This is a genomic window from Pseudomonas sp. RP-B7 (assembly GCF_059803535.1).
In genome coordinates, this window is sequence record NZ_JAPFHC010000016.1 from 43,881 (window position 1) to 64,856 (window position 20,976).

The window sequence follows — 20,976 nt, forward strand, 5'->3', positions numbered from 1 at the left end:
AAGTAACCACCCATTTCTTAGCTGCGTGGGCGAACGTTGCTTTATCTATGCTTTGTTCTGTTGCCGCCCATTTGGGCTACTCCTGCATATCTATAGTCGGCAGAGCAGCAGACGAGATGGGGCTCATTCTTAAGCCAGGCCCCCATCTGTCCCAGATCTGTCCCATATGGCCATTTTTCAGACACCAAAAACCACAAACCCCCGACTTTCTCTAGGAAAATCAGGGGTTTGTGTTTACTTAATGTGGCGGTGAAGGAGAGATTCGAACTCTCGATACAATTTCTTGTATACACACTTTCCAGGCGTGCTCCTTAAGCCACTCGGACACTTCACCGTATCTCGTCAAACCAGTTCAGTCTGTCGAGGCGCGCTAATGTAGTCGAAAGCCTTTCCGATGGCAAAGGTTTTTTTCAGAATTTTCATGCGCTTAGCGGGATATGCCATTGCATGCCCGGCAAGGGGTGGTGTTTCTGCCATTCTCAGGCACCGTCGGCGGGTGTCTGGGGCGGCTGTCGTGCCCTGCCCTAGGCCGTCCGCCGCTGGGTGGGCGGGAAAAGTCTGACTGGGTAGTCAGTCATGGCGCTTTACCGGGGCGGGTGGGGTGGGTAACGTTTGGGGATGCGTTTCTATAAACAGCCTATCTATAACAAGTCATACAAGGAACCGCGTCATGAGTGAGTTGATTACTTACCACCTCGAAGACGGTATCGCGACCCTGACGTTGAGCAACGGCAAGGTGAATGCCATTTCTCCGGATGTGGTCAGTGCGTTTAATGCGGCACTGGATCAGGCCGAGAAGGATCGGGCGGTGGTGATCATCACCGGGACGCCGGGGATTTTGTCGGGTGGTTATGATTTGAAGGTGATGACGGCCGGCCCTAAAGAAGCCATCGGTCTGGTGACGTCGGGCTCGACGTTGGCGCGCCGTCTGTTGTCGCATCCGTTCCCGGTGATCGTGGCGTGCCCTGGGCATGCGGTGGCCAAGGGCGCGTTCCTGCTGTTGTCGGCGGATTATCGGATTGGGGTCGAGGGCCCGTTCAGCATTGGCCTGAATGAAGTGGCGATCGGCATGACCATGCACCACGCCGGGATCGAGTTGGCGCGGGATCGCCTGCGCAAGTCGGCGTTTCATCGCTCGGTGATCAATGCCGAGATGTTTGACCCGCAAGGCGCGTTGCAGGCTGGCTTCCTTGACAAGGTGGTGGCGCCTGAAGAGCTGCACGCTGCCGCCCTGGAAGCGGCACGGCAGTTGAAGAAGATCAACATGAACGCCCACAAGCACACCAAGTTGAAGGTGCGTAAGGCGCTGCTGGACGCCCTGGATGACGCCATCATCCAGGATCAGGGCCATATTCTGAGTTAAGCCTTACATCCGCCACACCAGAGCCCGACCTTGAGTCGGGCTTTTTCTTACACACAAACTCGAAACTTCCCTAGCCGCTCTAGCCGGCCACTGCTGGCACATGTTGAAACATGTACTTAAACATCGCCTATCTCCTACCTCTACAGGGGTAATTGCCGAATACAGTGCACATCCGTACACTGCGCCACCTTTTGTCCCGATAGGCCGTGTCGATGCTTTTTCTGCTGCGTATGTTGTTGATGGGCCTGCATTTTATGCTCGCCGGTGGGCTGGGCGTGCTCGTCGGGATCTGCCGACCGTTCAACCCGGACAACAGTCGCCTGTGCGCACGTTTATACGCACTGCCGGCCATGTGGATTCTGGGGCTGAACCTCAAGGCCGACGTGGACTCGTTGCGAAACAAGCCCAGCGGCTGTGTGATCATCGCCAACCATCAGTCCAACTATGACCTGTTTGTGTTTGGCAACGTGGTGCCCCATCGCACTGTGTGTATCGCCAAGAAAAGCCTGAAATGGGTGCCATTGTTCGGCCAGCTGTTCTGGCTGGCGGGCAATGTGCTGATCGACCGGGGCAATGCGCACAAGGCGCGCCGGGCGATGCTCACCACCACCGATACGTTGCAACACAAGGACACGTCGATCTGGGTGTTCCCGGAAGGCACGCGCAACCTGGGCAAGGGTTTGCTGCCGTTCAAGAAGGGCGCGTTCCATATGGCAATTGCCGCCGGTGTGCCGATCGTGCAGGTGTGCGTGAACAATTACGTCACGCAGATGCGCCTGAATCGCTGGAACAGTGGTGATGTGCTCATACGCTCGTTGCCGCCGATTCCTACGGTTGGCATGACGGTGGATGACGTGCCGAGGTTGATGCAGGCGTGTCAGGTGCAGATGGAGGCTTGTATTGCGCAGATGGATCTTGAGTGGGTGCGGGGGTGAGGATGTCTTGGGAGCGCTTGGCGCCCCAGCGCGAGCAAGCATTACAGGCTTGTGTTCCCACAATGGAACGCCTTTCGGGCTAAGCTGCCCAACACCTGTCCTCCTAATAAGAAGTGATCAGCACCATGGGTAGAGTTGTTGCGGCCGCTGTCTACAGCGCCGGTAAGAAAGTTACTGACATTACCCTCGACGAAGGCGCGGCCTGGGCCGCCAAACCCGGCCACTTTGTCTGGATCGGCCTGGAAGAACCCAACGCCCAAGAGCTGGCCAACCTGCAACGCCAGTTCAACCTGCATGAACTGGCCATCGAAGACGCCCTGGAAAAACACAGCCGGCCGAAGCTGGAGACGTTCGGCGATGCACTGTTTATCGTCACGTACTCGCCGGTGCGCGAGAACGGCAAGCTGGTGTTTATCGAAACCCATATCTTTGCCGGTAACGGCTACATCATCACGGCACGCAACGGTCATTCGGCGTCCTACGGCTTTGTGCGCCAGCGTTGTGAGGCGCGGCCGTTGCTGCTGGAACACGGGGAAGATTTCGTACTGTATGCGCTGCTGGATTTCGTCACCGAAAACTACCAGCCCGTGAGCGAAGCGATCCATGCCGAGATCGATGAGTTGGAGCGCAACGTGCTGTGCAGTTCTTTGAATGAGCGCGACATCCAGAACCTTCACGGCCTGCGTCGCGACGTGCTGCGGCTCAAGCGCTATGTGGCGCCGATGGTGGAGATCAGCCAGGAACTGCAGAAGCTGAGCTTCCCGTTCATCGACAAGAATATGCGCCCGTATTTCCGTGACGTGCAGATCCACGTGACACGCCAGATGGAAGACCTCACCACCCTGCGCGACATCGCCAGCCAGACCATCGAGATCGGTGTGTTGCTGGAGGCGTCGCGCCAAAGTGTGGTGCAGCGCAAGTTCGCCGCGTGGGCGGCGATCCTCGCGTTCCCCACGGCGGTGGCGGGGATTTATGGGATGAACTTCCAGAACATGCCCGAGCTGCAATGGCACTACGGCTATTTTGCAGTGCTCGGGTTTATCGCATTGGGCTGCACCGGCTTGTGGGCCAGCTTCAAACGTTCGGGCTGGCTTTAAGCCGCTGCGTCAGGCTTGTGCGCGACAAAACGCATCATCCACTCCGCCACGGTCACGCCGTGGTGGTCATGTTCCAGGCTGGCCACGCCGCTGTTGTAGATTTTCTCACCGAGGTTCTGCTGGCGAATATCCAGCAAGGCGCGGGAGTAATCGTGGATGAATTCCGGGTGGCCCTGGAAGCACAGCACCTGGTCGTTGATGTGGTACGCGGCAAACGGGCAGAAATCGCTGGAGGCGATGACGGTGGCGTTTTCCGGTAGCGCGGTGACTTGGTCCTGGTGGCTGATCAGCAGCGTCAGCTCTTCCACCCGTGGGCTCATCCACGGCGCCTTGGCAGCCATCTTGTAGTTGTGGATGCCCACACCCCAGCCCTGGCTTGCGCGCTCACTCTTGCCGCCCAGCAATAGCGCCAGCAGTTGGTGGCCAAAGCAGATGCCCAGCAATTTGTCGCCACGCTCATAGCGGTTGAGCAGGTACGCCCGCAGTCTCTCGATCCAAGGGTCGGTGCCGAAGGAGTCAGCCTTGCTGCCGGTGACGAGGTAAGCGTCGAACTGCTCGCTGTCGTCCGGGTATTCGCCGTTCATCACGTTGTATACGACGAACTCGGCCGCAATCGGCTGCTGGGAAAACAGACGCTGGAACATCTGCCCATACCCCTGATATTGATCCACCAACTCCGGGCGCAGGACATCGGTTTCCAGAATGCAGACGCGTAGCGACATAAAAAATACCTGACACGGTGATGGGAATAATGCACACCCAAGCCTGCCTCGAAACCCACCTGCAAAGCAAGTCCCTCTCTCACAGTCTGAGCCGTGTGAACGCCTAGAAAGATGCGCCCTGCGCGGCTTTTTCCAGCAGCAACGCCGGTGGCGTGAAGCGCTCGCCATACTGCTGCGCCAGGTAGCGGGCGCGGGCGATGAAATCGTTCAAGCCGTACTGATTGATAAACTGCAATGCGCCGCCAGTCCACGCGGCAAAGCCGATGCCGAAGATCGAACCGACGTTGGCATCCGCCGTCGATCGCAATACACCCTCCTCCACGCAGCGCACGGTTTCGATGGCCTGGATAAACAGCAGGCGGTCGCGCACATCCTGCGGCGAGATGCGTTGGTCGGGCAGTTCAAAGCGGCTTTTCAGCTCCGGCCACAGGAATTTCTGCGCGCCGCTCGGATACTCGTAAAACCCACCCCCCGCCGCCTTGCCTCCGCGTTTGTATTCATTGACCAACAGATCAATCACCAACGTCGCCGGGTGCTGCGGCACAGCCTTGCCTTCTGCGAGCAGATCCTTGGCCGCCTGCTGTCGGATATGGCTCATCAGGCTGAGGGATACTTCATCCGACACCGCCAACGGCCCCACCGGCATGCCGGCCTTGCGCGCTTCGGTCTCGATCATCGGCGCCGCCACGCCTTCGCCGAGCATGGCGATACCTTCGTTGGTAAAGGTGCCGAACACCCGGGAAGTGAAGAAACCGCGACTGTCGTTGACCACGATCGGGGTTTTCTTGATTTGCAGTACGAAGTCGAAACCTCGGGCCAGGGTTTCGTCCGAGGTGTGGACGCCCTTGATGATTTCCACCAGGGGCATCTTGTCCACCGGGCTGAAGAAATGCAGGCCGATGAACTTGCCTTGGTCCGGCACGGCCGTGGCCAACCCGCTGATCGGCAAGGTCGAGGTGTTGGAGGCGATCACCGCGTCGGCCCCCACCACGCGCTGGGCGGCGGCGGACACCTTGGCCTTGAGTTCGCGGTCTTCGAACACCGCCTCGATGATCAAATCGCAGCCCGCCAGGTCGGCGTCCGAGTCCGTAGGATGAATGCGCGCCAGGGTGGTTTCCCGCTGTTCGGCGCTCAATTGCCCACGGCTGACTTTCTTGTCGAGCAACGCCGCCGAGTGCGCCTTGCCCTTTTCGGCGGCCGCCGGGTTGATGTCCTTGAGCACCACCTCGATACCCGCGCAGGCACTCGCATAGGCGATGCCCGCGCCCATCATGCCCGCGCCGAGCACCCCGACTTTGCGCGTGACGTACGGCGCAAAACCGTGGGGACGGGAGCTGCCCGCATTGATCTCGTTGAGCTGGAACCAGAACGTGCCGATCATGTTTTTCGCCACTTGTCCGGTGACCAGCTCGGTGAAGTAGCGGGTTTCGATCAGGTGCGCGGTGTCGAAATCGACCTGGGCGCCCTCAACGGCGGCACACAGGATCTTCTCCGGTGCCGGGAAACAGCCTTGGGTTTTGCTGCGCAAGATCGACGGGGCGATTGCCAGCATCTGCGCCACTTTCGGGTTCGACGGCGTGCCACCGGGGAGCTGATAGCCCTTGTTGTCCCACGGCTGCCGGGCCTCGGGGTTGGCAAGAATCCAGGCGCGGGACTTGGCCAGCAGCTCATCGCGATCCGCCGCCAGCTCGTTGATCAAACCGGCCTGCAACGCCGGTTGCGGGCGGATTTTTTTGCCCTCCAGCAAGTACGGCAAGGCCTTTTCCAGTCCCAGCATGCGCACCATGCGCACCACCCCGCCGCCACCCGGCAGCAGGCCCAGGGTCACCTCCGGCAGGCCGAGCTGCACGGATTTGTCGTCCAGCGCGACCCGGTAATGACACGCCAGGCAAATCTCCCAGCCGCCGCCCAGGGCGGCGCCGTTGATCGCGGCCACCACCGGCTTGCCAAGGGTTTCCAGGCGGCGCAGTTGCGCCTTGAGCAGCAATACGCCGTCATGGAAATCCTTGGCCTGGGCCTTGTCGACCTTGATCAGTTCATTGAGGTCGCCGCCGGCGAAAAAGGTCTTTTTCGCCGAGGTGATGACCACGCCGGCCAGCGTGTCTATCTCCGCCTCCAGACGCGCAACGCTGGCCGCCATGGCCTCGCGGTACGCGCCATTCATGGTGTTGGCGCTCTGGCCGGGCATGTCGAGGGTCAGCACCACGATCTGGTCCTGGCCTTTTTCGTAACGAATGGCTTGGGTCATGCTGGATTCCTTGGGCTCAGAGCCGTTCGATGATGGTGGCGATACCCATGCCGCCGCCGACACACAGGGTGGCCAGGCCGTAACGCTGCTGGCGTGCTTCCAGTTCGTCGAGCAAGGTGCCGAGGATGGCGCAGCCGGTGGCGCCCAACGGGTGGCCCATGGCGATGGAGCCGCCGTTGACGTTGACCCGGGCGGCGTCGATACGCATGTCCTTGATGAATTTGAGCACCACAGAAGCAAACGCTTCGTTGACCTCGAACAGGTCGATGTCCTCGACGCGCAAGCCGGCCTTGGCCAGGGCCTTGCGTGTCGCCGGCGCGGGGCCGGTGAGCATGATGGTCGGGTCGGTGCTTGTCACCGCCGTGGCGACAATGCGCGCCCGCGGTTGCAGGCGCAGTTCGCGGCCCTTGGCCTCGGAGCCGATCAACACCAACGCGGCGCCATCGACAATCCCGGAACTGTTTCCCGGTGTGTGTACGTGCTGGATGCGTTCGACATGGCTGTAGACCCGCAGCGCCGTGGCATCAAAGCCCATCTGCCCGATCATCTCGAAGCTCGGCTTGAGCTTGCCCAGCCCTTCGAGCGTGGAATCGCCACGAATGAATTCATCGTGGTCCAGCAGCACGATGCCGTTCTGGTCCTGCACCGCGACCAGCGACTTGTTGAAGGAACCGTCGGCACGCGCCCTCGCCGCTTTCTGCTGCGAGTGTAGGGCAAAGGTGTCGACATCCTGGCGTGTAAAGCCTTCCAGGGTGGCGATCAGGTCCGCGCCGATACCTTGCGGGGTGAAATGGCTGTGCAGGTTGGTGTGCGGGTCCAGCACCCAGGCACCGCCATCGCTGCCCATGGGCACGCGGGACATGGACTCGACGCCGCCGACCACCACCAGGTCTTCAAAACCGGAACGCACTTTCATCGCGCCGAGGTTCACCGCTTCCAGGCCCGAGGCGCAGAAGCGGTTGACCTGTACACCGGCGACGCTGACGTCCCAGTCCGCCACCAACGCGGCGGTCTTGGCGATGTCGGCGCCCTGGTCGCCCACCGGGGTCACACAGCCCAGCACGATGTCATCCACCTGCTGGGTGTCGAGGTCGTTGCGCCGGGCCAGTGCGGTGAGCAAGCCGGCCACCAAGGTCACCGGCTTGACGCTGTACAAGGCGCCGTCAGCCTTGCCTTTGCCCCGGGGCGTGCGTATCGCATCAAAGATCAAAGCTTGGGTCATGACGTCCTCGAACCGCTGTACCTGTGTGCCCCTACCTTAGGCCCGATTGACACGGTTTCAATGACGGATGCGCTCATTGCTTTTGACCCCCTCGCTCGGACGAACGGTAGGTCGCCGGGGCAATCCGCTGATTAATCGTTTTAGCTGTCTAGCCAACGGTCTGGCGCCAAGATGGCGTTAGGCCTCATGCCGTTTTTAGCGCGAATACTGATGAGCTGATATGAAATGGATCTAAGCCACGCAGAACGAGGGCTCTAAGGTTGAATCAGTAGGAGGTTGCTGCCGGGTTTTGCTGGAGCAACTGTAAGAAAAGCGACACGTCATACCGTCATACTGCGATAAAACGGCACGTATTTGACGCTCAGGAATAACAAAAAAAGGCAGTCAGCCATGTTCAAGCACTCGAAAGTACGTCAGGCGGGACTTATTCTGTTCGCCACCACACTGATTCTGATCCTACCCAACCTGACCAAGATCATTGGGTAACCCTTAAACACCCGCACTGCGCGTATACACAGCATCAGGACTGCAGTTTTTGGCAGCACCTGCCGGGACATTGCCAATAGCAATCCTGTTGCGGGGGCTGTCTTTTTGCCTGGATTTTTCCGGTATCGTGAGCGCCATCGCCACTTTGCAGCAGGCCTTCCTCTTGAAATCGATCCTTGCCCTCCTCGCCCTGTTCATGGCCCTGCCGGTCACGGCGGCGCAATTGACCATCGACCTGGACCATACCAGCAAGACCTGGCAGACCGCCGAATTGCTCAAACACCCGGCGGTCAAAACAATTCAGATCATCGATGACGTTTCCTACAAGCGCACCATGACTTATCGCGCGGTGCCGCTGGCAGCACTCCTACCGGGCCTCACAGCACAGAGCCATCTGCAAGCGGTTGCCCTGGACGGGTTTGCCGCCGAACTCACGGCCGCGCCCTTGCTGGCAACCCACGGCGCCCGCGCCTGGCTGGCGGTGGAGGACCCGGCGCAGCCATGGCCGGCGCTGGCAGATGGCAAACCGAGTGCCGGGCCGTTCTATCTGGTGTGGACCGACCCGCAAGCCGGGCATATCAGCCCGGAACAGTGGCCGTTCCAGATCTGCGCGATCAAGCAGTTGAAGACCGTCGCAGAGCGTTTTCCGGCACTGTTGCCGGCCCCGGAACTGGCCGCCGATGATCCGATCAACCAAGGCTTTGCGTTGTTCCAGAAAAACTGCCTGGCGTGCCATCGGCTCAATGGTGCCGGGGACGCGCAGGTGGGGCCGGATCTGAACATTCCCTACAACCCCACGGAATATTTCAGCGGTGACTTTCTCAAGCGCTATATCCGTGACCCGCAAAGCCTGAGGCACTGGCCACAGGCGAAGATGCCGGGGTTTGCGGCCAGTGTGTTACCGGACCGCGAGTTGGATTTGTTGGTGGGATATTTGAAGCACATGGCGGGGCGTAAACAACAACCCTGAGTACAACATATATCAACGGTGGGAGCTGGCTCCCATACAAGCCAGCTCCCACCGTTGATCGCCTTCGCCTACTGTTGCTGCACAGCAATCACCGGCGTCGGCGCCACGAACACCTTGGCATGCATCTGCTCATGCCCACCGCCACGGCGCATGCCGCGTACCGGGCAGGCGTCGAGGTAATCCAGGCCCACCGCCAACTTCAGATGCCGCTCGGGCCGCGCCAGTTGGTTGGTCACGTCGAAGCTGTACCACGCGTCATCCAGCCAGGCTTCGGCCCAAGCATGGCTGGCCAGGTGCGCACTGTCTTCGCTGTACAAATACCCCGACACATACCGCGCCGGAATCCCCAGGCTGCGGGCGCAGGCGAGGAACGCATGGGCGTGGTCCTGGCATACGCCAGCACGGCCGGCGAAAGCTGCGGCGGCGCTGGTGTCGACTTCGGTGGCACCGGGTGTGTAGACCATTGAGTGGTTGAGGGCGTGCATCAAGTCGATCAGCGCGTTGCGGTCGCGGCGTTGATGGCAGTGTTGCAGGGCAAACCCGCGCAGGGCCTCGTCAGGCTCGGTCAGGCGCGTACTGCGCAGGAACGGGAACGCCGATTGGCTCTCGTGTTCGGCCTCGCTCAGTTCGTCGATGTCTACCTGGCCACGGGCACCGATGATGATGGCGTCATGGGGCTCGTCCAGGGTCAGCACATGCAGGATGTTGCCGAATGGGTCCACTTGCGCACGTACCGGGCGCGGCAGGTCGAGCTGCCAACTGATGACGTTCTGACGCTCGCTGTCGTGGGGCGTAAGGCGCAGGTACTGAATGCTGGCGCGAACCTGGTCTTCATAGTGGTAGGTGGTTTCGTGGCTGATGGAGAGTCTCATGCGGCCTCCAGGTAGGAGCTGTAGATGGCGTCGCCCAACTGGCGCACCAGGGGGATAAAGTCGGTCAGCCAGGCGTGCAGGCCTTCCTCGAGGATTTCATCGATGGCGGTAAAGCGCAGGCGCGCATCCATCTCGGCGGCCAGGCGCTGGGCCGGGCGGCCGTTGAGGCCGGGCAGGCTGGCGAGGATCTGGTCGATCTCTTCGCTGCAGGCGCGCAATGAACGTGGCACATCGGCGCGCAGCAACAACAATTCGGCGACTTGTCGCGCGCCTGGCGCATCGCGATAGATCTCGGTGTAGGCCTCGAACGACGACAGCGCACGCAGCAAGGCGCTCCATTGATAGTAGGCGTGGGCCGTACCGTCGGTGACCGCTGCAGCCTGGTCGCCGGCCATTTCATAACGTGCGTCGAGCAGGCGCAGGGTGTTGTCGGCGCGCTCGATGAACGTGCCCAGGCGGATAAAGCGAAAGGCGTCATTGCGCATGATGGTGCCGTAGGTTGCGCCCCGGAACAGGTGGGAACGCTCCTTGACCCATTCACAGAAGCGGCTCATGCCATAACGGCTCAGGCCCTGCTGGGCAATGTCGCGAATATCCAGCCAGGTGGCGTTGATGTTTTCCCACATGTCGGCGGTAATTCGCCCACGCACCGCATGGGCACTGGCCCGCGCAGCGCCGAGGCAACTGTAGATGCTGGCCGGGTTGGCCGCGTCCAGGGCAAAGAAGTGCAGCAGGTGTTCGGCGTGCAGCTCAGCGTGGCGCTCGCGGTAGTCATCCAGGGTGCCGGTAATCAACAGCGGCATGGCCAGTTCATGCAGGCCATCACCGCGCCCGTCCTGGGGCATCAGCGACAGCGAATAGCTGACATCCAGCATCCGCGCGAGGTTTTCCGCGCGCTCCAGGTAGCGCGACATCCAATACAAATCCGAGGCAGTTCTACTCAACATGGCATCAGTCCTCCACCACCCAGGTGTCTTTGGTACCACCGCCCTGGGACGAATTAACCACCAGCGAACCCTCACGCAGCGCCACGCGGGTCAAACCGCCAGGCACTACACGGGTTTCCTTGCCGGACAGGACGAACGGACGCAGGTCGATATGACGTGGCGCGATGCCGTTTTCGACAAAGGTCGGGCACGTCGATAAACACAGGGTTGGCTGCGCGATATAGGCGTGGGGCTTGGCCTTGATACGTACACGGAAGGCCTCGATTTGCGCTGCGGTGGAGGCAGGGCCGACCAGCATGCCGTAGCCACCGGAGCCTTGGGTTTCCTTCACGACCAGATCCGGCAGGTTGGCCAGGACGTGGGACAGTTCGTCGGGCTTACGGCACTGGAAGGTAGGAACGTTCTTGAGGATAGGTTCTTCGTCCAGGTAAAAACGGATCATATCGGTGACGAATGGGTACACCGACTTGTCATCCGCCACCCCGGTGCCGATGGCATTCGCCAGCACGACATTGCCGGAGCGGTACGCGGCCAGCAGGCCGGGCACGCCGAGCATGGAGTCCGGATTGAACGCCAGCGGGTCGAGGAAGGCGTCGTCGAGGCGGCGGTAGATCACGTCCACGGCCTTGGGGCCATCGGTGGTGCGCATGAACACGCGGTCATCGCGTACGAACAGGTCGGCACCTTCCACCAGTTCCACGCCCATTTCCCGGGCCAGGAAGGCATGTTCGAAAAACGCGCTGTTGAAGCGCCCCGGGGTCAACACCACCACGCTGGGGTTGTCCAGGGGGCTGGAGCTTTTCAGGGTGTCGAGCAGCAGGTTGGGGTAATGGTCGATGGGCGCGATGCGTTGGGCGGCGAACAGCTCGGGGAACAGGCGCATCATCATCTTGCGGTCTTCGAGCATATAACTGACGCCGCTCGGTGTGCGCAGGTTGTCTTCCAGCACGTAGTAGGTGCCGTCGCCATCACGCACGAGATCGACCCCGGAGATGTGGGAATACAGGTCGCGGTGCAGGTCCAGGCCCTGCATTGCCAACTGGTATTGCTCGTTGGCCAGCACCTGCTCGGCGGGGATGATCCCGGCCTTGATGATGCGCTGATCGTGGTACAGGTCGGCGAGAAACATGTTCAGCGCCTTGACCCGCTGGATGCAGCCACGCTCGACAACCCGCCATTCGCTGGCCGGAATGCTGCGCGGGATGGTGTCGAAGGGAATCAAGCGCTCGGTGCCCTGCTCGTCACCGTAGAGGGTGAAGGTGATGCCGGCGCGGTGAAACAGCAAATCGGCTTCACGCCGGCGCTGGGCCAACAGATCATCTGGGGTTTCGGCCAACCAGCGGGCGAACTCGCGGTAATGAGGCCGGACCTGGCCTGCCCCATCGTACATTTCATCGTAATAAGTGCGGATCATGCCGAACTCCTTGTCACCCGGGCGCTAGAACCATCGCAAGGCCCGTGCCAGCGGCATAAACACTTAAAAATCAGTGAGTTGAATTAAAGCAAGGACACAAGCGCACCGTCCTGGTGCAGCCAGATGCCCGCCGTCCCGTCGCGCGCTTCATCGCAATGCGGGCTTTGACTATCAGCAGCATAGCCAGAGTTGATTTCACTGCCCGGCCAAGCCTGCGGATAATCGCCCCATCTGCTGAACACGCTCCTTCAGCACACCGCTCTTCCCTTTAGGCCACCCTTCTTGGGTGGCTTTTTTTTGGTGCTGAAAAATGGCGCACAAGTTCAGAATAGTTTTCCCACGCCACAAACAAAATCGGCCGACCCAAAGGTCAGCCGATACGCTGCGTTTTTTCATACAACTACATGGGTAACCCACGCACCTCCTGCTTGACGCCCCATCCTTCGATAATCCCGCCCAGAGGCTCTACCACCGCCCCAAAGTCCTGTTCGAAGTCTCCTATACCGTCGTAGGTGGCAAACATGATTTTGCTCAGTTCCAGATACCAGGCGCCATCGTCGCGCGCACTGACCTGGGCATTCAGGGATTCCCCACGAAACTCACCCGCAGCCCTGCGCGCACGTTCCTCATCCGGGAAAATGGCGTAGAACTCAATGGGGTGGAAACGCGAGAAGTCGAAGCCGCCTTCTTTCATGCGGCGCAGAACGTTGGTGCTGATGTCTTCTTGATAGGCTGTGCTCATGAAAAGTGCTCCTCTGACCGATGGATAGACTTTCCGTGCTTCCCGAGGCCCACGCCGTACTGGCGCATGGACTACGGCGATGACAACACCGCTGGAAAACAAGCATGTAGCTGACAAGACCAGACCTTAGCGATTCATTCGCTGATCTCGCTTGCAGAGTAGCGCGAAGCTTTGACCACCACCAGAGGCACTTTAGTGGCAACCACGCAATGTTCAGGCGGCGGGCAAAATGTCGAGGATTTGAATGCTGTTCTGATCTTTGAGGATTTTGACCGTCGGCTCAGACTGGCGCCCCTCAAGGTCATTGAGATCGAGTTCGGCGGCGACCGGCAGCAGCTTGTTGCGGATCATGTGCGCAGCTTCTTCAAGGCTGGGCTTTTCATTGCAGGTGAACTGCTCCACCGAAGTCTCGCCGTGATCATCAACGAAGGTAATGTTCCACGTTTGCATCGGTGCCTCCTCGATAAAGCCCATGTGTGGGCTCACATCCATCTGGACCTTGAGGGATCGCCAAACGTTCCACTCAAGGCTGGAGGCACCGGATCAGTTGCGCTTACTTCTCGGCGTGGTCCTTGAGGGCTTTCAAGGTGTTGAACGGCGCATCCACCACGAATTTGTTGGCCAACCACGATGGCACGCTGCCGCCTGGCTCGGTGTGCACCTGGTAAGTGACTTCGGTCAGGTTGTCGCCTTTGGGCACCAGTTTCCAGAAGCCCTCGACCTGGGCCACACGCACATAGCCTTTGACTTCCGGCTGGTAGGTCGGCACTTCCAGCAGCTTGCGCGTCAGGGTGCCGTCAGCGGCCTTGGAGGTGGTGATCTCCAGGATGGAGTCACGGTCGGTGACCGGGAACGGAGCCTTGAACTGGGTGTAGGTCCAGCTCTTGTCGCCTTCCTGCTTAAGCAGTTTTTGCGATTTGCACTCGTGAATCCAGGCACAGGCACCCGCAACGTCTTCTTGCAGTGCCTGGATCTTGGCCACCGGCGCCTTGATCGTGGTCACGCCGCGATAGGCCTTGTACTTGGAGCCGGCCACTTCGCTCAAGGACACCTTGATCCCGTCTTCATCTTTGGCGACCTGCCAATCCTCAGCCTGGGCCGTAGCAGCAAACAACACCGTAAACCCGCACAGCACAGCCATTCGTTTCAGCGAACCCATTGTTGTATTCCTTATTGTTGAAGTTCCGATAGTAAAGCCCATCAAGCCGCCGTCATCTGCTCCCACCAACCGATCAAGCGGATCGCATCGGCCTGGTCGGTACCGCAGACCTCGATGTCCGCCTTGAAATCACTGCATACCGCCGGCCGCTCCGGCTGCCCGAACAGCAGGCACAGTTGTTCGACCGACAGGTGCAGGCAGCGTTCGCCTGCCGGCTTGCCTTGTGGCATTCCCGGTAATGGCGAACTGATGGAGGGGGCGATGCAGCACGCGCCACAGCCTTCACGGCAATTCATGACAGGCAGGTCCTCGACGACTCAATGTGGATGGCCGGGCTAGAGTACGCCCTTAAACAGCCGTTTTAAAATGGTCTAACAGGGGTTTTTCGCAGAAAACAAAAATGACTGACCAGTCTCCGACACATGGTCGAAGAGCCACGTCACGTTTGCAGGAAAAGTTTACTGCTTGAACTCGAATTCCAACGCCGCGCCTTCAACGTCACGCCGCTCTTCGTTGCGCAGTTGCAGCTTCATCTCATTGCTGAGCAGGCGACCGTTGATCTGGAAGGCGCTGTTGCCTGCCGGTTTCTCGCCAAACATCGGCGGCAGCAGGGGCACGCTCTGGGGCTTGGGCATGGTGCCGATGGGTTGCAAGTGCCTGACCATGTCCGAAGGCAGGGACAGGTCCAACTGTGCCGGTGGCAATTTGGTCTGGGTAACTTCCTGGGACGACTTCGACTTGCTTGTCGTACGCTTTTTCACCGCAGCGGCTTTTTTCTTGGCCTCGACGGCCTTTTTGGCCGGGGCCTTCTGCGTGGCGCCGGCGGTGACCTTGCCCTGGGTCACAGGTGCTGCCGCCAGCACTGTGCTGACGTTACACAGGCTTAACAGGCCAATCACCAAGACAGCGCGAAAAATACAGGTCATATCGCCTACAGCATTAACGGCAGAGGGCCATATGCTCGCTTGTTGTGGGCAGCATGACAAGCGCGGTGATTGGCCAGCGGCCGGTCACGTCCCTATTCCCGGGCTCAAAAGCCGGCGGCGGTTTCCTGGCAAAGTTGGCTGGCGAGCATCCCCAACGTCATCAGCGCCCGCTCTGCCTCGCGGTTCCACGCTGTGCCGCAATTGAGACGGATACAGTGGTTGAACTGCTCGGTGTTACTGAAGATCAGCCCCGGTGCAATGCTGATGCCTTGTTGCAAGGCGCGTACGTGCAGTTCCTGGGTATTGACCCGTCCCGGCAAACTGACCCACAGGATAAAACCACCACTGGGACGGGTCATCTGCGTGCCTTCGGGGAAGTACTGCTGCACGGCGAGCTGGAAGGCGTTGAGGTTCTTGCGGTACTCCTGGCGGATGTAACGCAGGTGGCGATCATAGCCCCCGTTCTCCAGGTACGCGGCAACGCCCATCTGCGTGACGCTGCACGCCGAATGGGTGCTGAACATCTGCAGGCGCTGGATTTCCTGCTGGTACTTGCCGGCAATCATCCAACCGATCCGCACGCCGGGTGACAGGGTCTTGGAGAAGCTCGAGCAGTAGATCACCCGGTCCAGGCGGTCGTAGGCCTTGAGGGCCTTGGTGCGACCGACTTCAAACATCAATTCGCCGTAAATGTCGTCCTCGACGATCTGAATATCGAAATCCGACGCCAGGCGCAGCAACTGTTTTTGCCGTTCCTCGGGCATGGTGCCACCGAGGGGATTGCTCAGGCGCGTGGTCAGCACCAGGGCCTTGATCGACCATTGGTTGGCCGCCAGTTGCAAGGCTTCCAGGCTCATGCCGGAGGCTGGATCACTGGGGATCTCGATGACCTTGAGGCCAAGCAGATCAGCCAGTTGCAGCAAGCCGTAATACGTCGGCGATTCAGCGGCGATCAGGTCGCCAGGCCGGGTCAGCACGCGCAGCGACATCTGCAGCGCATCGACGCAGCCATGGGTGATCACCACTTCGGACGGGTCGACCACCACGCCCGCATCGCGCATGCGGATCGCCACCTGGCGGCGCAGCGGCTCGAAACCGGGGCTGAACATGTAGCTGAACGCCCGTGGGCTCTGGAAGCGCGTGACCTTGGCCAACTGCTGGTGCAACGCGCGCACCGGCAAGTAATCGACACTCGGCACGGCGGCGCCCAACGGGAACACCCCTTCGCGGCGCGATTCGACCAATACCTGTTGGATAATGCTACTGCGGGTGACCAACCCTGGGCGCTCGACGCGGGCGATGTCTGGCGTTGGCGCGGTGAGCGCCGGCGTCTGGTGCACGTAGTAGCCCGACTGCGGGCGTGCGCGGATCAGCCCCTGGTCTTCCAGGTTGGCATAAGCCTGCAACACCGTGGCGTGGCTGACGTTGAGCTGGGAGCTCATCTTGCGCACCGAAGGCACACGCTCGCCCGGTTGATAGACGCCGCGCCGGATGTCCTCGGCCAGTTGCTGGGCGATACGTTGGTAGAGCAACAGATTGGTCATGACGCAGCACTCGATTTCACGGGTATTTTATTTTTGTGTGAAACATACCGGCACAGTTTAAAAGTGTACGGGGACAGTTGCCACAATAGTCGAGCGCGGGCGGGAGTGACAGTAAAAACTGTAAGGGTGCTTAAGAGCCTTTTGGGTGTACACCAAACAAAATGTGGGAGCGGGCTTGCCCGCGATAGGGGTGTATCAGCAGAAACAACTCTGGCTGACCTACCGCAATCGCGGGCAAGCCCGCTCCCACACAAGCTCACTTACACATTTGGATTTGTGTGTGGCGTCTAGCGGGCGGCGCCCAACTGGCCTTTTTCGTCGGAGAACACGATTTCTACCCGCCGGTTCTGCGCCCTGCCCCGCTCGGAAGCGTTGGCTTCGACCGGGTACTGGTCACCATAACCTTCAACCTGGATGCGTTTTTCGTCGATCCCCAGGTCCACCAGCACATCGGCCACCGATTGCGCACGGTCACGGGACAGCTTGAGGTTTTCCTGCTCGCCGCCGGTGCTGTCGGTGTAACCCTCGATACGCACCACGCGCTTGGGGTTCAGTTGCAGGAACTGCACGATTTTCAGCACGGTGCGGTTGGCGGAGTTTTTCAGTTCCGCTTCACCGGTATCGAACAGCACGTCGCCCAGGGTCATCACCAAGCCACGATCGGTCTGGGTGGTGGTCAGGCTGGCGATCTGTTCTTCGAGCCATTTGCCCTGTTGCTGCACACTGGTCAGCTTGCTTTCACGCAGGGCCAGTTGCAGGCGCTGGCGCTCCAACTCGAGCTTGGCACCGCGCTCGGCATTGAGCGCCTGCTCGGTGTGTTCGCGGGCAATCGCGCTGTAACGCTGGCTCAGATAGGCGTAATGCGCGACGTCGGCGCCGCTGCCCCAGTAGCTCGACAGGCGGTCGGCACGGGCCAGGGATTCACCGGCGCGGATCACGTCCTTGGGCGCAAAGCGCAGCACGTTGGCGTCTTCCTTGACCTTCTGGAAGTCGTTGCCCGCCTGCTGCAAAGCCTGCTCGCTATCAGGGTGACTGGCGCAACCGCCCAACACCGCCGAAACCAACAGCAGCGCACCACTCAAACCACGGATCATCGGGCTCATTGGGCTTCCCCCAACTGCAACTGCTTGCGCAGGCGTGTGATGCGGGTGTTGAGCACGTTCAACTGTTCCTGGCTTTTGCGGGTCAGCACCTTGGCTTCGGCCAGGCGCGCGTCCAGCTCGGCTTGCTCAGAGCGCATACGGGCGTTCTTGTAGGACTCGTCGGCCATGCTGCCCTTGGCCCGGGCGAATTTGGCTTCGGCCAGTTTCAACTCGGGCGATTCATCGGTGTTGGCACCCACGGCGCTGGCTTGTTCCAAGGCTTGCTGGGTGAGGCGCATTTGTTCATTCGGCGCAGGATCGGCCGCACATCCCGCCAAAGCGACAACGGCGAGGGCCGCGAAAAGAGGTCGAAGAGTCACTGAAAATCCTTACTTTGCTGGAGTGCCGACAGGTTGCTGCAATTGCGCTTTCCAGCGCTCGAGATTGCGCTGCGTTGCCGCTTGCACCACACCGGACGCGGGCAATTCTGTCATCTTTTTCGCCAGCTGTCCGCGCAGCCACGGATCATTGCAGGCAGAGTTGTGGGAAATCGCCAGGTACAGGCCGGGCTGATCGATGGGCACCTCATGCGCAATCAAGTCATTGCTCATCCCCAGGGTCTGGGCCATGGCCATGCCGGAGTAACGACCGGCAAGGACGTAGTCCACTTCCCCGAGCAGCAGTTTCTGAAACGCCGGCGTCAGACTCGGCAAGCGTTGCAGGGTGAGCTGCTGCCCGGCGAACGTTTCGAAGGCGGCGCTCAACCGTGCACGCTCAGAGGCCGCACCTTTGTGGCCGTGCAGGTCAGCGGCGGTGGTGTAGGCCAGTGCCGAGTCCTTGCGGGTCCAGACCAGGTAGTCGGTCTGCACCAGTGCCGGATGGATGTAATCGAGGGTGTCCAACTCGCCCAGGTTCAGCGGCGCGTCGGCGAGGATGTCCATGCGCCCGCTGCGCACTTCGTCCAGGGCCAGGGAGCGTTTGCCGCCGTAGAGCAGGTCGATTTTCAGGCCGAGGTCCTTGCCCACTTGTTGCAGCACATCGGCGGTGGCACCGATCAGGCGTGTGGGGTCTTGGGGGTCGCGCCAGAGCAAAGGCGGTGCGTCGGGGCTGCCGGTGATCACCAGGCGCTCGCACTTGCCGGCGGCCAGCGCCAGGCCTGGCAGTAGCGTGAGGCTCAGCAGTAAGGTCCAGGGGCGCAGTTCCATGGCGAGGTGCTCCAGCAAGTCAAAAAAAAACCCGGTCACAAGGACCGGGCTCTTTATAAGTGAAGCGACTGGATTAGACCAGCTTCTCCAGCTCGGGTACGGCTTCGAACAAGTCTGCCACCAGACCGTAGTCGGCTACCTGGAAGATCGGCGCTTCTTCGTCCTTGTTGATCGCAACGATCACTTTGGAGTCTTTCATGCCGGCCAGGTGCTGGATCGCGCCGGAGATACCGACGGCGATGTACAGCTGTGGCGCCACGATCTTGCCGGTCTGGCCGACCTGCATGTCGTTGGGTACGAAACCTGCATCGACGGCCGCGCGGGAAGCGCCGACCGCAGCGCCCAGCTTGTCGGCCAGGGCATACAGGTGCTTGAAGTTGTCACCGTTCTGCATGCCACGCCCGCCGGAGACGACGATCTTGGCAGCGGTCAGCTCAGGACGATCCGACTTGGCCAGCTCTTCGCCAACAAAGCTGGAAGTACCCGCGTTGTGGGCAACTGCAACGGCTTCAACGGCAGCCGAACCACCTTCGGCGGCAACCGGGTCGAAACCGGTGGCACGCACGGTGATGACTTTCACCGAGGCCGTCGATTGCACGGTGGCAATGGCGTTACCGGCGTAGATCGGGCGCTTGAAGGTGTCAGCGCTTTCAACCGAAACGATCTCGGAGATCTGGTCAACGTCCAGCTGCGCGGCGACGCGTGGCAGGATGTTTTTGCCGTTGGACGTGGCGGCAGCCAGGATGTGGCTGTAGCCAGCGCCCAGCTCTGCAACCAGAGGGGCAACGTTTTCCGGCAACTGGTGAGCGTACGCGGCGTTGTCGGCCAGCAGCACCTTGCTCACGCCAGCGATTTTCGCGGCGGCTTCAGCCACGGCGCCAGCGCCCTGACCTGCAACCAGCACGTGAATATCGCCACCGATTTTAGCGGCAGCAGCCACGGTGTTCAGGGTGGCCGGGGCCACGACCTTGTTGTCGTGTTCAGCGATTACCAAGATAGTCATTGTCAGATTACCTTCGCTTCGTTTTTCAGTTTCTCGACCAGTTCAGCGACCGACTTGACCTTGATGCCCGCGCTGCGTGCAGCCGGTGCTTCAACCTTGACGGTCTTGTTGGTGGACGCGGTGGAAACGCCCAGAGCATCCGGAGTCAGCACTTCGAGAGGCTTCTTCTTGGCTTTCATGATGTTTGGCAGGGACGCGTAGCGCGGCTCGTTCAAACGCAGGTCGGTGGTGACGATGGCCGGCAGTTTCAGGGAAACGGTCTGGGCGCCGCCGTCGATTTCACGGGTCACAGCGACGCTGTCACCGCTCACTTCGACTTTGGACGCGAAGGTGCCCTGGCCGTAACCGGTCAGTGCAGCCAGCATCTGGCCAGTCTGGTTGTTGTCGCTGTCGATGGCTTGCTTGCCAAGGATCACCAGCTGAGGCTGTTCCTTGTCGACAACAGCCTTGAGCAGCTTGGCCACGGCCAGGGAGGTCAGCTCTTCAGCGGACTCGACCAGGATGGCGCGGTCGGCACCCAGTGCCAGGGCGGTACGCAGCTGCTCTTGAGCAGTGGTCGGGCCGATGGAAACCACGACGATTTCAGTTGCCACGCCTTTCTCTTTCAGGCGTACGGCTTCTTCCACGGCGATTTCACAGAACGGGTTCATCGACATCTTGACGTTAGCAAGATCGACGCCGGAATTGTCCGCCTTGACGCGAACTTTCACGTTGTAATCGACAACGCGTTTGACAGCTACAAGAACCTTCATGGATTCCTCGTTACTCTCCGGTGAAAAGAAAGTCGCCTAGGCGAACCTGGCGGTTGATGCTCATCGGCACACAAGGGCACCTCCAAAAACTTCGGCGGATGACCTTGCTCACGGGAAATGACGACCGTTCGTCAGTGGTGACTGAGAGGTCATTCTTTATCGCAGCGTGTAAACTGCGCGCCCGAGTTTCGGCGCGCGTCACCTGTCTTGCTTTTGGACGTGCTCTTGAAACCTGCTGTCTGCCTACGGTAAGCGCAAAACCGACCGTATATTGACCGGAACGCCTA

21 protein-coding genes and 1 tRNA gene are annotated in these 20,976 nt (G+C 60.3%); 4 read left to right on the top strand and 18 right to left on the bottom strand.

Annotated elements, in window-relative coordinates; genetic code table 11:
- Positions 1-244: 244 nt before the first annotated feature.
- Positions 245-334, bottom strand: a tRNA-Ser gene (locus tag OPU96_RS16220).
- Positions 335-670: 336 nt separating this feature from the next.
- On the opposite strand from OPU96_RS16220, the gene OPU96_RS16225 reads away from it, so the two are divergent.
- From OPU96_RS16225 to OPU96_RS16235, 3 genes are all read left to right on the top strand, one after another.
- Complete coding sequence (locus OPU96_RS16225) at positions 671-1,363, top strand: crotonase/enoyl-CoA hydratase family protein (protein ID WP_226454842.1); 693 nt, start codon at positions 671-673, stop codon at positions 1,361-1,363.
- Positions 1,364-1,575: 212 nt separating this feature from the next.
- A complete protein-coding gene (locus OPU96_RS16230) occupies positions 1,576-2,298 on the top strand; it encodes a lysophospholipid acyltransferase family protein (protein WP_498559357.1) in 723 nt (240 codons plus the stop codon).
- 125 nt (positions 2,299-2,423) lie between these two features.
- On the top strand, positions 2,424-3,395 hold the full coding sequence (locus OPU96_RS16235) for a magnesium and cobalt transport protein CorA (RefSeq protein ID WP_192297198.1): 972 nt from the start codon (positions 2,424-2,426) through the stop codon (positions 3,393-3,395).
- Here the strand turns inward: OPU96_RS16235 and OPU96_RS16240 are convergent.
- The 3 genes from OPU96_RS16240 to OPU96_RS16250 form a co-directional block, all read right to left on the bottom strand.
- Positions 3,392-4,117: an amidotransferase gene (locus OPU96_RS16240; RefSeq protein ID WP_192297199.1), complete on the bottom strand. Its 726-nt coding sequence runs from the start codon at positions 4,115-4,117 to the stop codon at positions 3,392-3,394. The two genes, OPU96_RS16235 and OPU96_RS16240, sit on opposite strands and share 4 nt — an antisense overlap.
- Before the next feature lie 103 nt (positions 4,118-4,220).
- The gene (locus OPU96_RS16245) at positions 4,221-6,365 is read right to left on the bottom strand and encodes a 3-hydroxyacyl-CoA dehydrogenase NAD-binding domain-containing protein (RefSeq protein ID WP_498559358.1); all 2,145 of its coding nucleotides are present in this window, start codon (positions 6,363-6,365) and stop codon (positions 4,221-4,223) included.
- Between the two features lie 16 nt (positions 6,366-6,381).
- Positions 6,382-7,587, bottom strand: coding sequence for an acetyl-CoA C-acetyltransferase (locus OPU96_RS16250; RefSeq protein ID WP_498559359.1), 1,206 nt, complete (start codon positions 7,585-7,587; stop codon positions 6,382-6,384).
- 649 nt (positions 7,588-8,236) lie between these two features.
- Here OPU96_RS16250 and OPU96_RS16255 point away from each other — a divergent pair.
- Entirely contained in the window at positions 8,237-9,043 is an 807-nt protein-coding gene (locus OPU96_RS16255; protein ID WP_498559376.1) for a c-type cytochrome, read from the top strand.
- Between the two features lie 68 nt (positions 9,044-9,111).
- Here OPU96_RS16255 and OPU96_RS16260 read toward each other — a convergent pair whose 3' ends face one another.
- The 14 genes from OPU96_RS16260 to OPU96_RS16325 all read right to left on the bottom strand — a co-directional run bounded on the left by OPU96_RS16260 (position 9,112) and on the right by OPU96_RS16325 (position 20,689).
- Positions 9,112-9,915, bottom strand: a complete 804-nt coding sequence (locus OPU96_RS16260; protein ID WP_305391379.1) for a transglutaminase family protein — start codon at positions 9,913-9,915, stop codon at positions 9,112-9,114.
- Entirely contained in the window at positions 9,912-10,862 is a 951-nt protein-coding gene (locus tag OPU96_RS16265; RefSeq protein WP_192297203.1) for an alpha-E domain-containing protein, read from the bottom strand. The genes OPU96_RS16260 and OPU96_RS16265 overlap by 4 nt, the downstream gene beginning before the upstream one ends.
- Positions 10,863-10,866: 4 nt before the next feature.
- On the bottom strand, positions 10,867-12,276 hold the full coding sequence (locus OPU96_RS16270) for a circularly permuted type 2 ATP-grasp protein (RefSeq protein WP_498559360.1): 1,410 nt from the start codon (positions 12,274-12,276) through the stop codon (positions 10,867-10,869).
- A 400-nt stretch (positions 12,277-12,676) separates the two neighbouring features.
- Positions 12,677-13,018 (bottom strand): ribonuclease E inhibitor RraB, encoded by a 342-nt coding sequence (locus tag OPU96_RS16275; RefSeq protein WP_025854181.1) that lies wholly within the window; start codon positions 13,016-13,018, stop codon positions 12,677-12,679.
- Positions 13,019-13,231: 213 nt separating this feature from the next.
- Positions 13,232-13,468, bottom strand: a complete 237-nt coding sequence (locus OPU96_RS16280; protein WP_226455214.1) for a hypothetical protein — start codon at positions 13,466-13,468, stop codon at positions 13,232-13,234.
- A 103-nt stretch (positions 13,469-13,571) separates the two neighbouring features.
- The gene (locus tag OPU96_RS16285; RefSeq protein ID WP_192297205.1) at positions 13,572-14,177 is read right to left on the bottom strand and encodes an START domain-containing protein; all 606 of its coding nucleotides are present in this window, start codon (positions 14,175-14,177) and stop codon (positions 13,572-13,574) included.
- 41 nt (positions 14,178-14,218) lie between these two features.
- Positions 14,219-14,473, bottom strand: a complete 255-nt coding sequence (locus tag OPU96_RS16290; protein ID WP_015885398.1) for a YkgJ family cysteine cluster protein — start codon at positions 14,471-14,473, stop codon at positions 14,219-14,221.
- Positions 14,474-14,635: 162 nt separating this feature from the next.
- Positions 14,636-15,103: a translation initiation factor 2 gene (locus OPU96_RS16295; protein ID WP_226454837.1), complete on the bottom strand. Its 468-nt coding sequence runs from the start codon at positions 15,101-15,103 to the stop codon at positions 14,636-14,638.
- A 104-nt stretch (positions 15,104-15,207) separates the two neighbouring features.
- The gene (locus tag OPU96_RS16300) at positions 15,208-16,647 is read right to left on the bottom strand and encodes an aminotransferase-like domain-containing protein (RefSeq protein WP_192297207.1); all 1,440 of its coding nucleotides are present in this window, start codon (positions 16,645-16,647) and stop codon (positions 15,208-15,210) included.
- A 287-nt stretch (positions 16,648-16,934) separates the two neighbouring features.
- On the bottom strand, positions 16,935-17,750 hold the full coding sequence (locus OPU96_RS16305; protein ID WP_226454836.1) for an OmpA family protein: 816 nt from the start codon (positions 17,748-17,750) through the stop codon (positions 16,935-16,937).
- Positions 17,747-18,109: a DUF4398 domain-containing protein gene (locus OPU96_RS16310; protein WP_192300703.1), complete on the bottom strand. Its 363-nt coding sequence runs from the start codon at positions 18,107-18,109 to the stop codon at positions 17,747-17,749. The genes OPU96_RS16305 and OPU96_RS16310 overlap by 4 nt, the downstream gene beginning before the upstream one ends.
- A 9-nt stretch (positions 18,110-18,118) precedes the next feature.
- A complete protein-coding gene (locus OPU96_RS16315) occupies positions 18,119-18,934 on the bottom strand; it encodes a substrate-binding periplasmic protein (protein WP_226454834.1) in 816 nt (271 codons plus the stop codon).
- A 73-nt stretch (positions 18,935-19,007) separates the two neighbouring features.
- A complete protein-coding gene (locus OPU96_RS16320; protein WP_498559361.1) occupies positions 19,008-19,937 on the bottom strand; it encodes an electron transfer flavoprotein subunit alpha/FixB family protein in 930 nt (309 codons plus the stop codon).
- A gap of 2 nt (positions 19,938-19,939) precedes the next feature.
- The gene (locus tag OPU96_RS16325; protein ID WP_024076934.1) at positions 19,940-20,689 is read right to left on the bottom strand and encodes an electron transfer flavoprotein subunit beta/FixA family protein; all 750 of its coding nucleotides are present in this window, start codon (positions 20,687-20,689) and stop codon (positions 19,940-19,942) included.
- Between the last annotated feature and the right edge of the window lie 287 nt (positions 20,690-20,976).

Excerpts from the sequence above, each read along its gene's own strand:
- OPU96_RS16235 (WP_192297198.1), top strand. The coding sequence starts at position 2,424 with ATGGGTAGAGTTGTTGCGGCCGCTGTCTACAGCGCCGGTAAGAAAGTT.
- OPU96_RS16320 (WP_498559361.1), bottom strand. The coding sequence starts at position 19,937 with ATGACTATCTTGGTAATCGCTGAACACGACAACAAGGTCGTGGCCCCG.
- OPU96_RS16240 (WP_192297199.1), bottom strand. The coding sequence starts at position 4,117 with ATGTCGCTACGCGTCTGCATTCTGGAAACCGATGTCCTGCGCCCGGAG.
- OPU96_RS16270 (WP_498559360.1), bottom strand. The coding sequence starts at position 12,276 with ATGATCCGCACTTATTACGATGAAATGTACGATGGGGCAGGCCAGGTC.
- OPU96_RS16295 (WP_226454837.1), bottom strand. The coding sequence starts at position 15,103 with ATGACCTGTATTTTTCGCGCTGTCTTGGTGATTGGCCTGTTAAGCCTG.
- OPU96_RS16230 (WP_498559357.1), top strand. The coding sequence starts at position 1,576 with ATGCTTTTTCTGCTGCGTATGTTGTTGATGGGCCTGCATTTTATGCTC.
- OPU96_RS16305 (WP_226454836.1), bottom strand. The coding sequence starts at position 17,750 with ATGAGCCCGATGATCCGTGGTTTGAGTGGTGCGCTGCTGTTGGTTTCG.
- OPU96_RS16275 (WP_025854181.1), bottom strand. The coding sequence starts at position 13,018 with ATGAGCACAGCCTATCAAGAAGACATCAGCACCAACGTTCTGCGCCGC.
- OPU96_RS16325 (WP_024076934.1), bottom strand. The coding sequence starts at position 20,689 with ATGAAGGTTCTTGTAGCTGTCAAACGCGTTGTCGATTACAACGTGAAA.
- OPU96_RS16285 (WP_192297205.1), bottom strand. The coding sequence starts at position 14,177 with ATGGGTTCGCTGAAACGAATGGCTGTGCTGTGCGGGTTTACGGTGTTG.
- OPU96_RS16260 (WP_305391379.1), bottom strand. The coding sequence starts at position 9,915 with ATGAGACTCTCCATCAGCCACGAAACCACCTACCACTATGAAGACCAG.
- OPU96_RS16300 (WP_192297207.1), bottom strand. The coding sequence starts at position 16,647 with ATGACCAATCTGTTGCTCTACCAACGTATCGCCCAGCAACTGGCCGAG.
- OPU96_RS16225 (WP_226454842.1), top strand. The coding sequence starts at position 671 with ATGAGTGAGTTGATTACTTACCACCTCGAAGACGGTATCGCGACCCTG.
- OPU96_RS16250 (WP_498559359.1), bottom strand. The coding sequence starts at position 7,587 with ATGACCCAAGCTTTGATCTTTGATGCGATACGCACGCCCCGGGGCAAA.
- OPU96_RS16315 (WP_226454834.1), bottom strand. The coding sequence starts at position 18,934 with ATGGAACTGCGCCCCTGGACCTTACTGCTGAGCCTCACGCTACTGCCA.
- OPU96_RS16265 (WP_192297203.1), bottom strand. The coding sequence starts at position 10,862 with ATGTTGAGTAGAACTGCCTCGGATTTGTATTGGATGTCGCGCTACCTG.
- OPU96_RS16280 (WP_226455214.1), bottom strand. The coding sequence starts at position 13,468 with ATGCAAACGTGGAACATTACCTTCGTTGATGATCACGGCGAGACTTCG.
- OPU96_RS16245 (WP_498559358.1), bottom strand. The coding sequence starts at position 6,365 with ATGACCCAAGCCATTCGTTACGAAAAAGGCCAGGACCAGATCGTGGTG.
- OPU96_RS16290 (WP_015885398.1), bottom strand. The coding sequence starts at position 14,473 with ATGAATTGCCGTGAAGGCTGTGGCGCGTGCTGCATCGCCCCCTCCATC.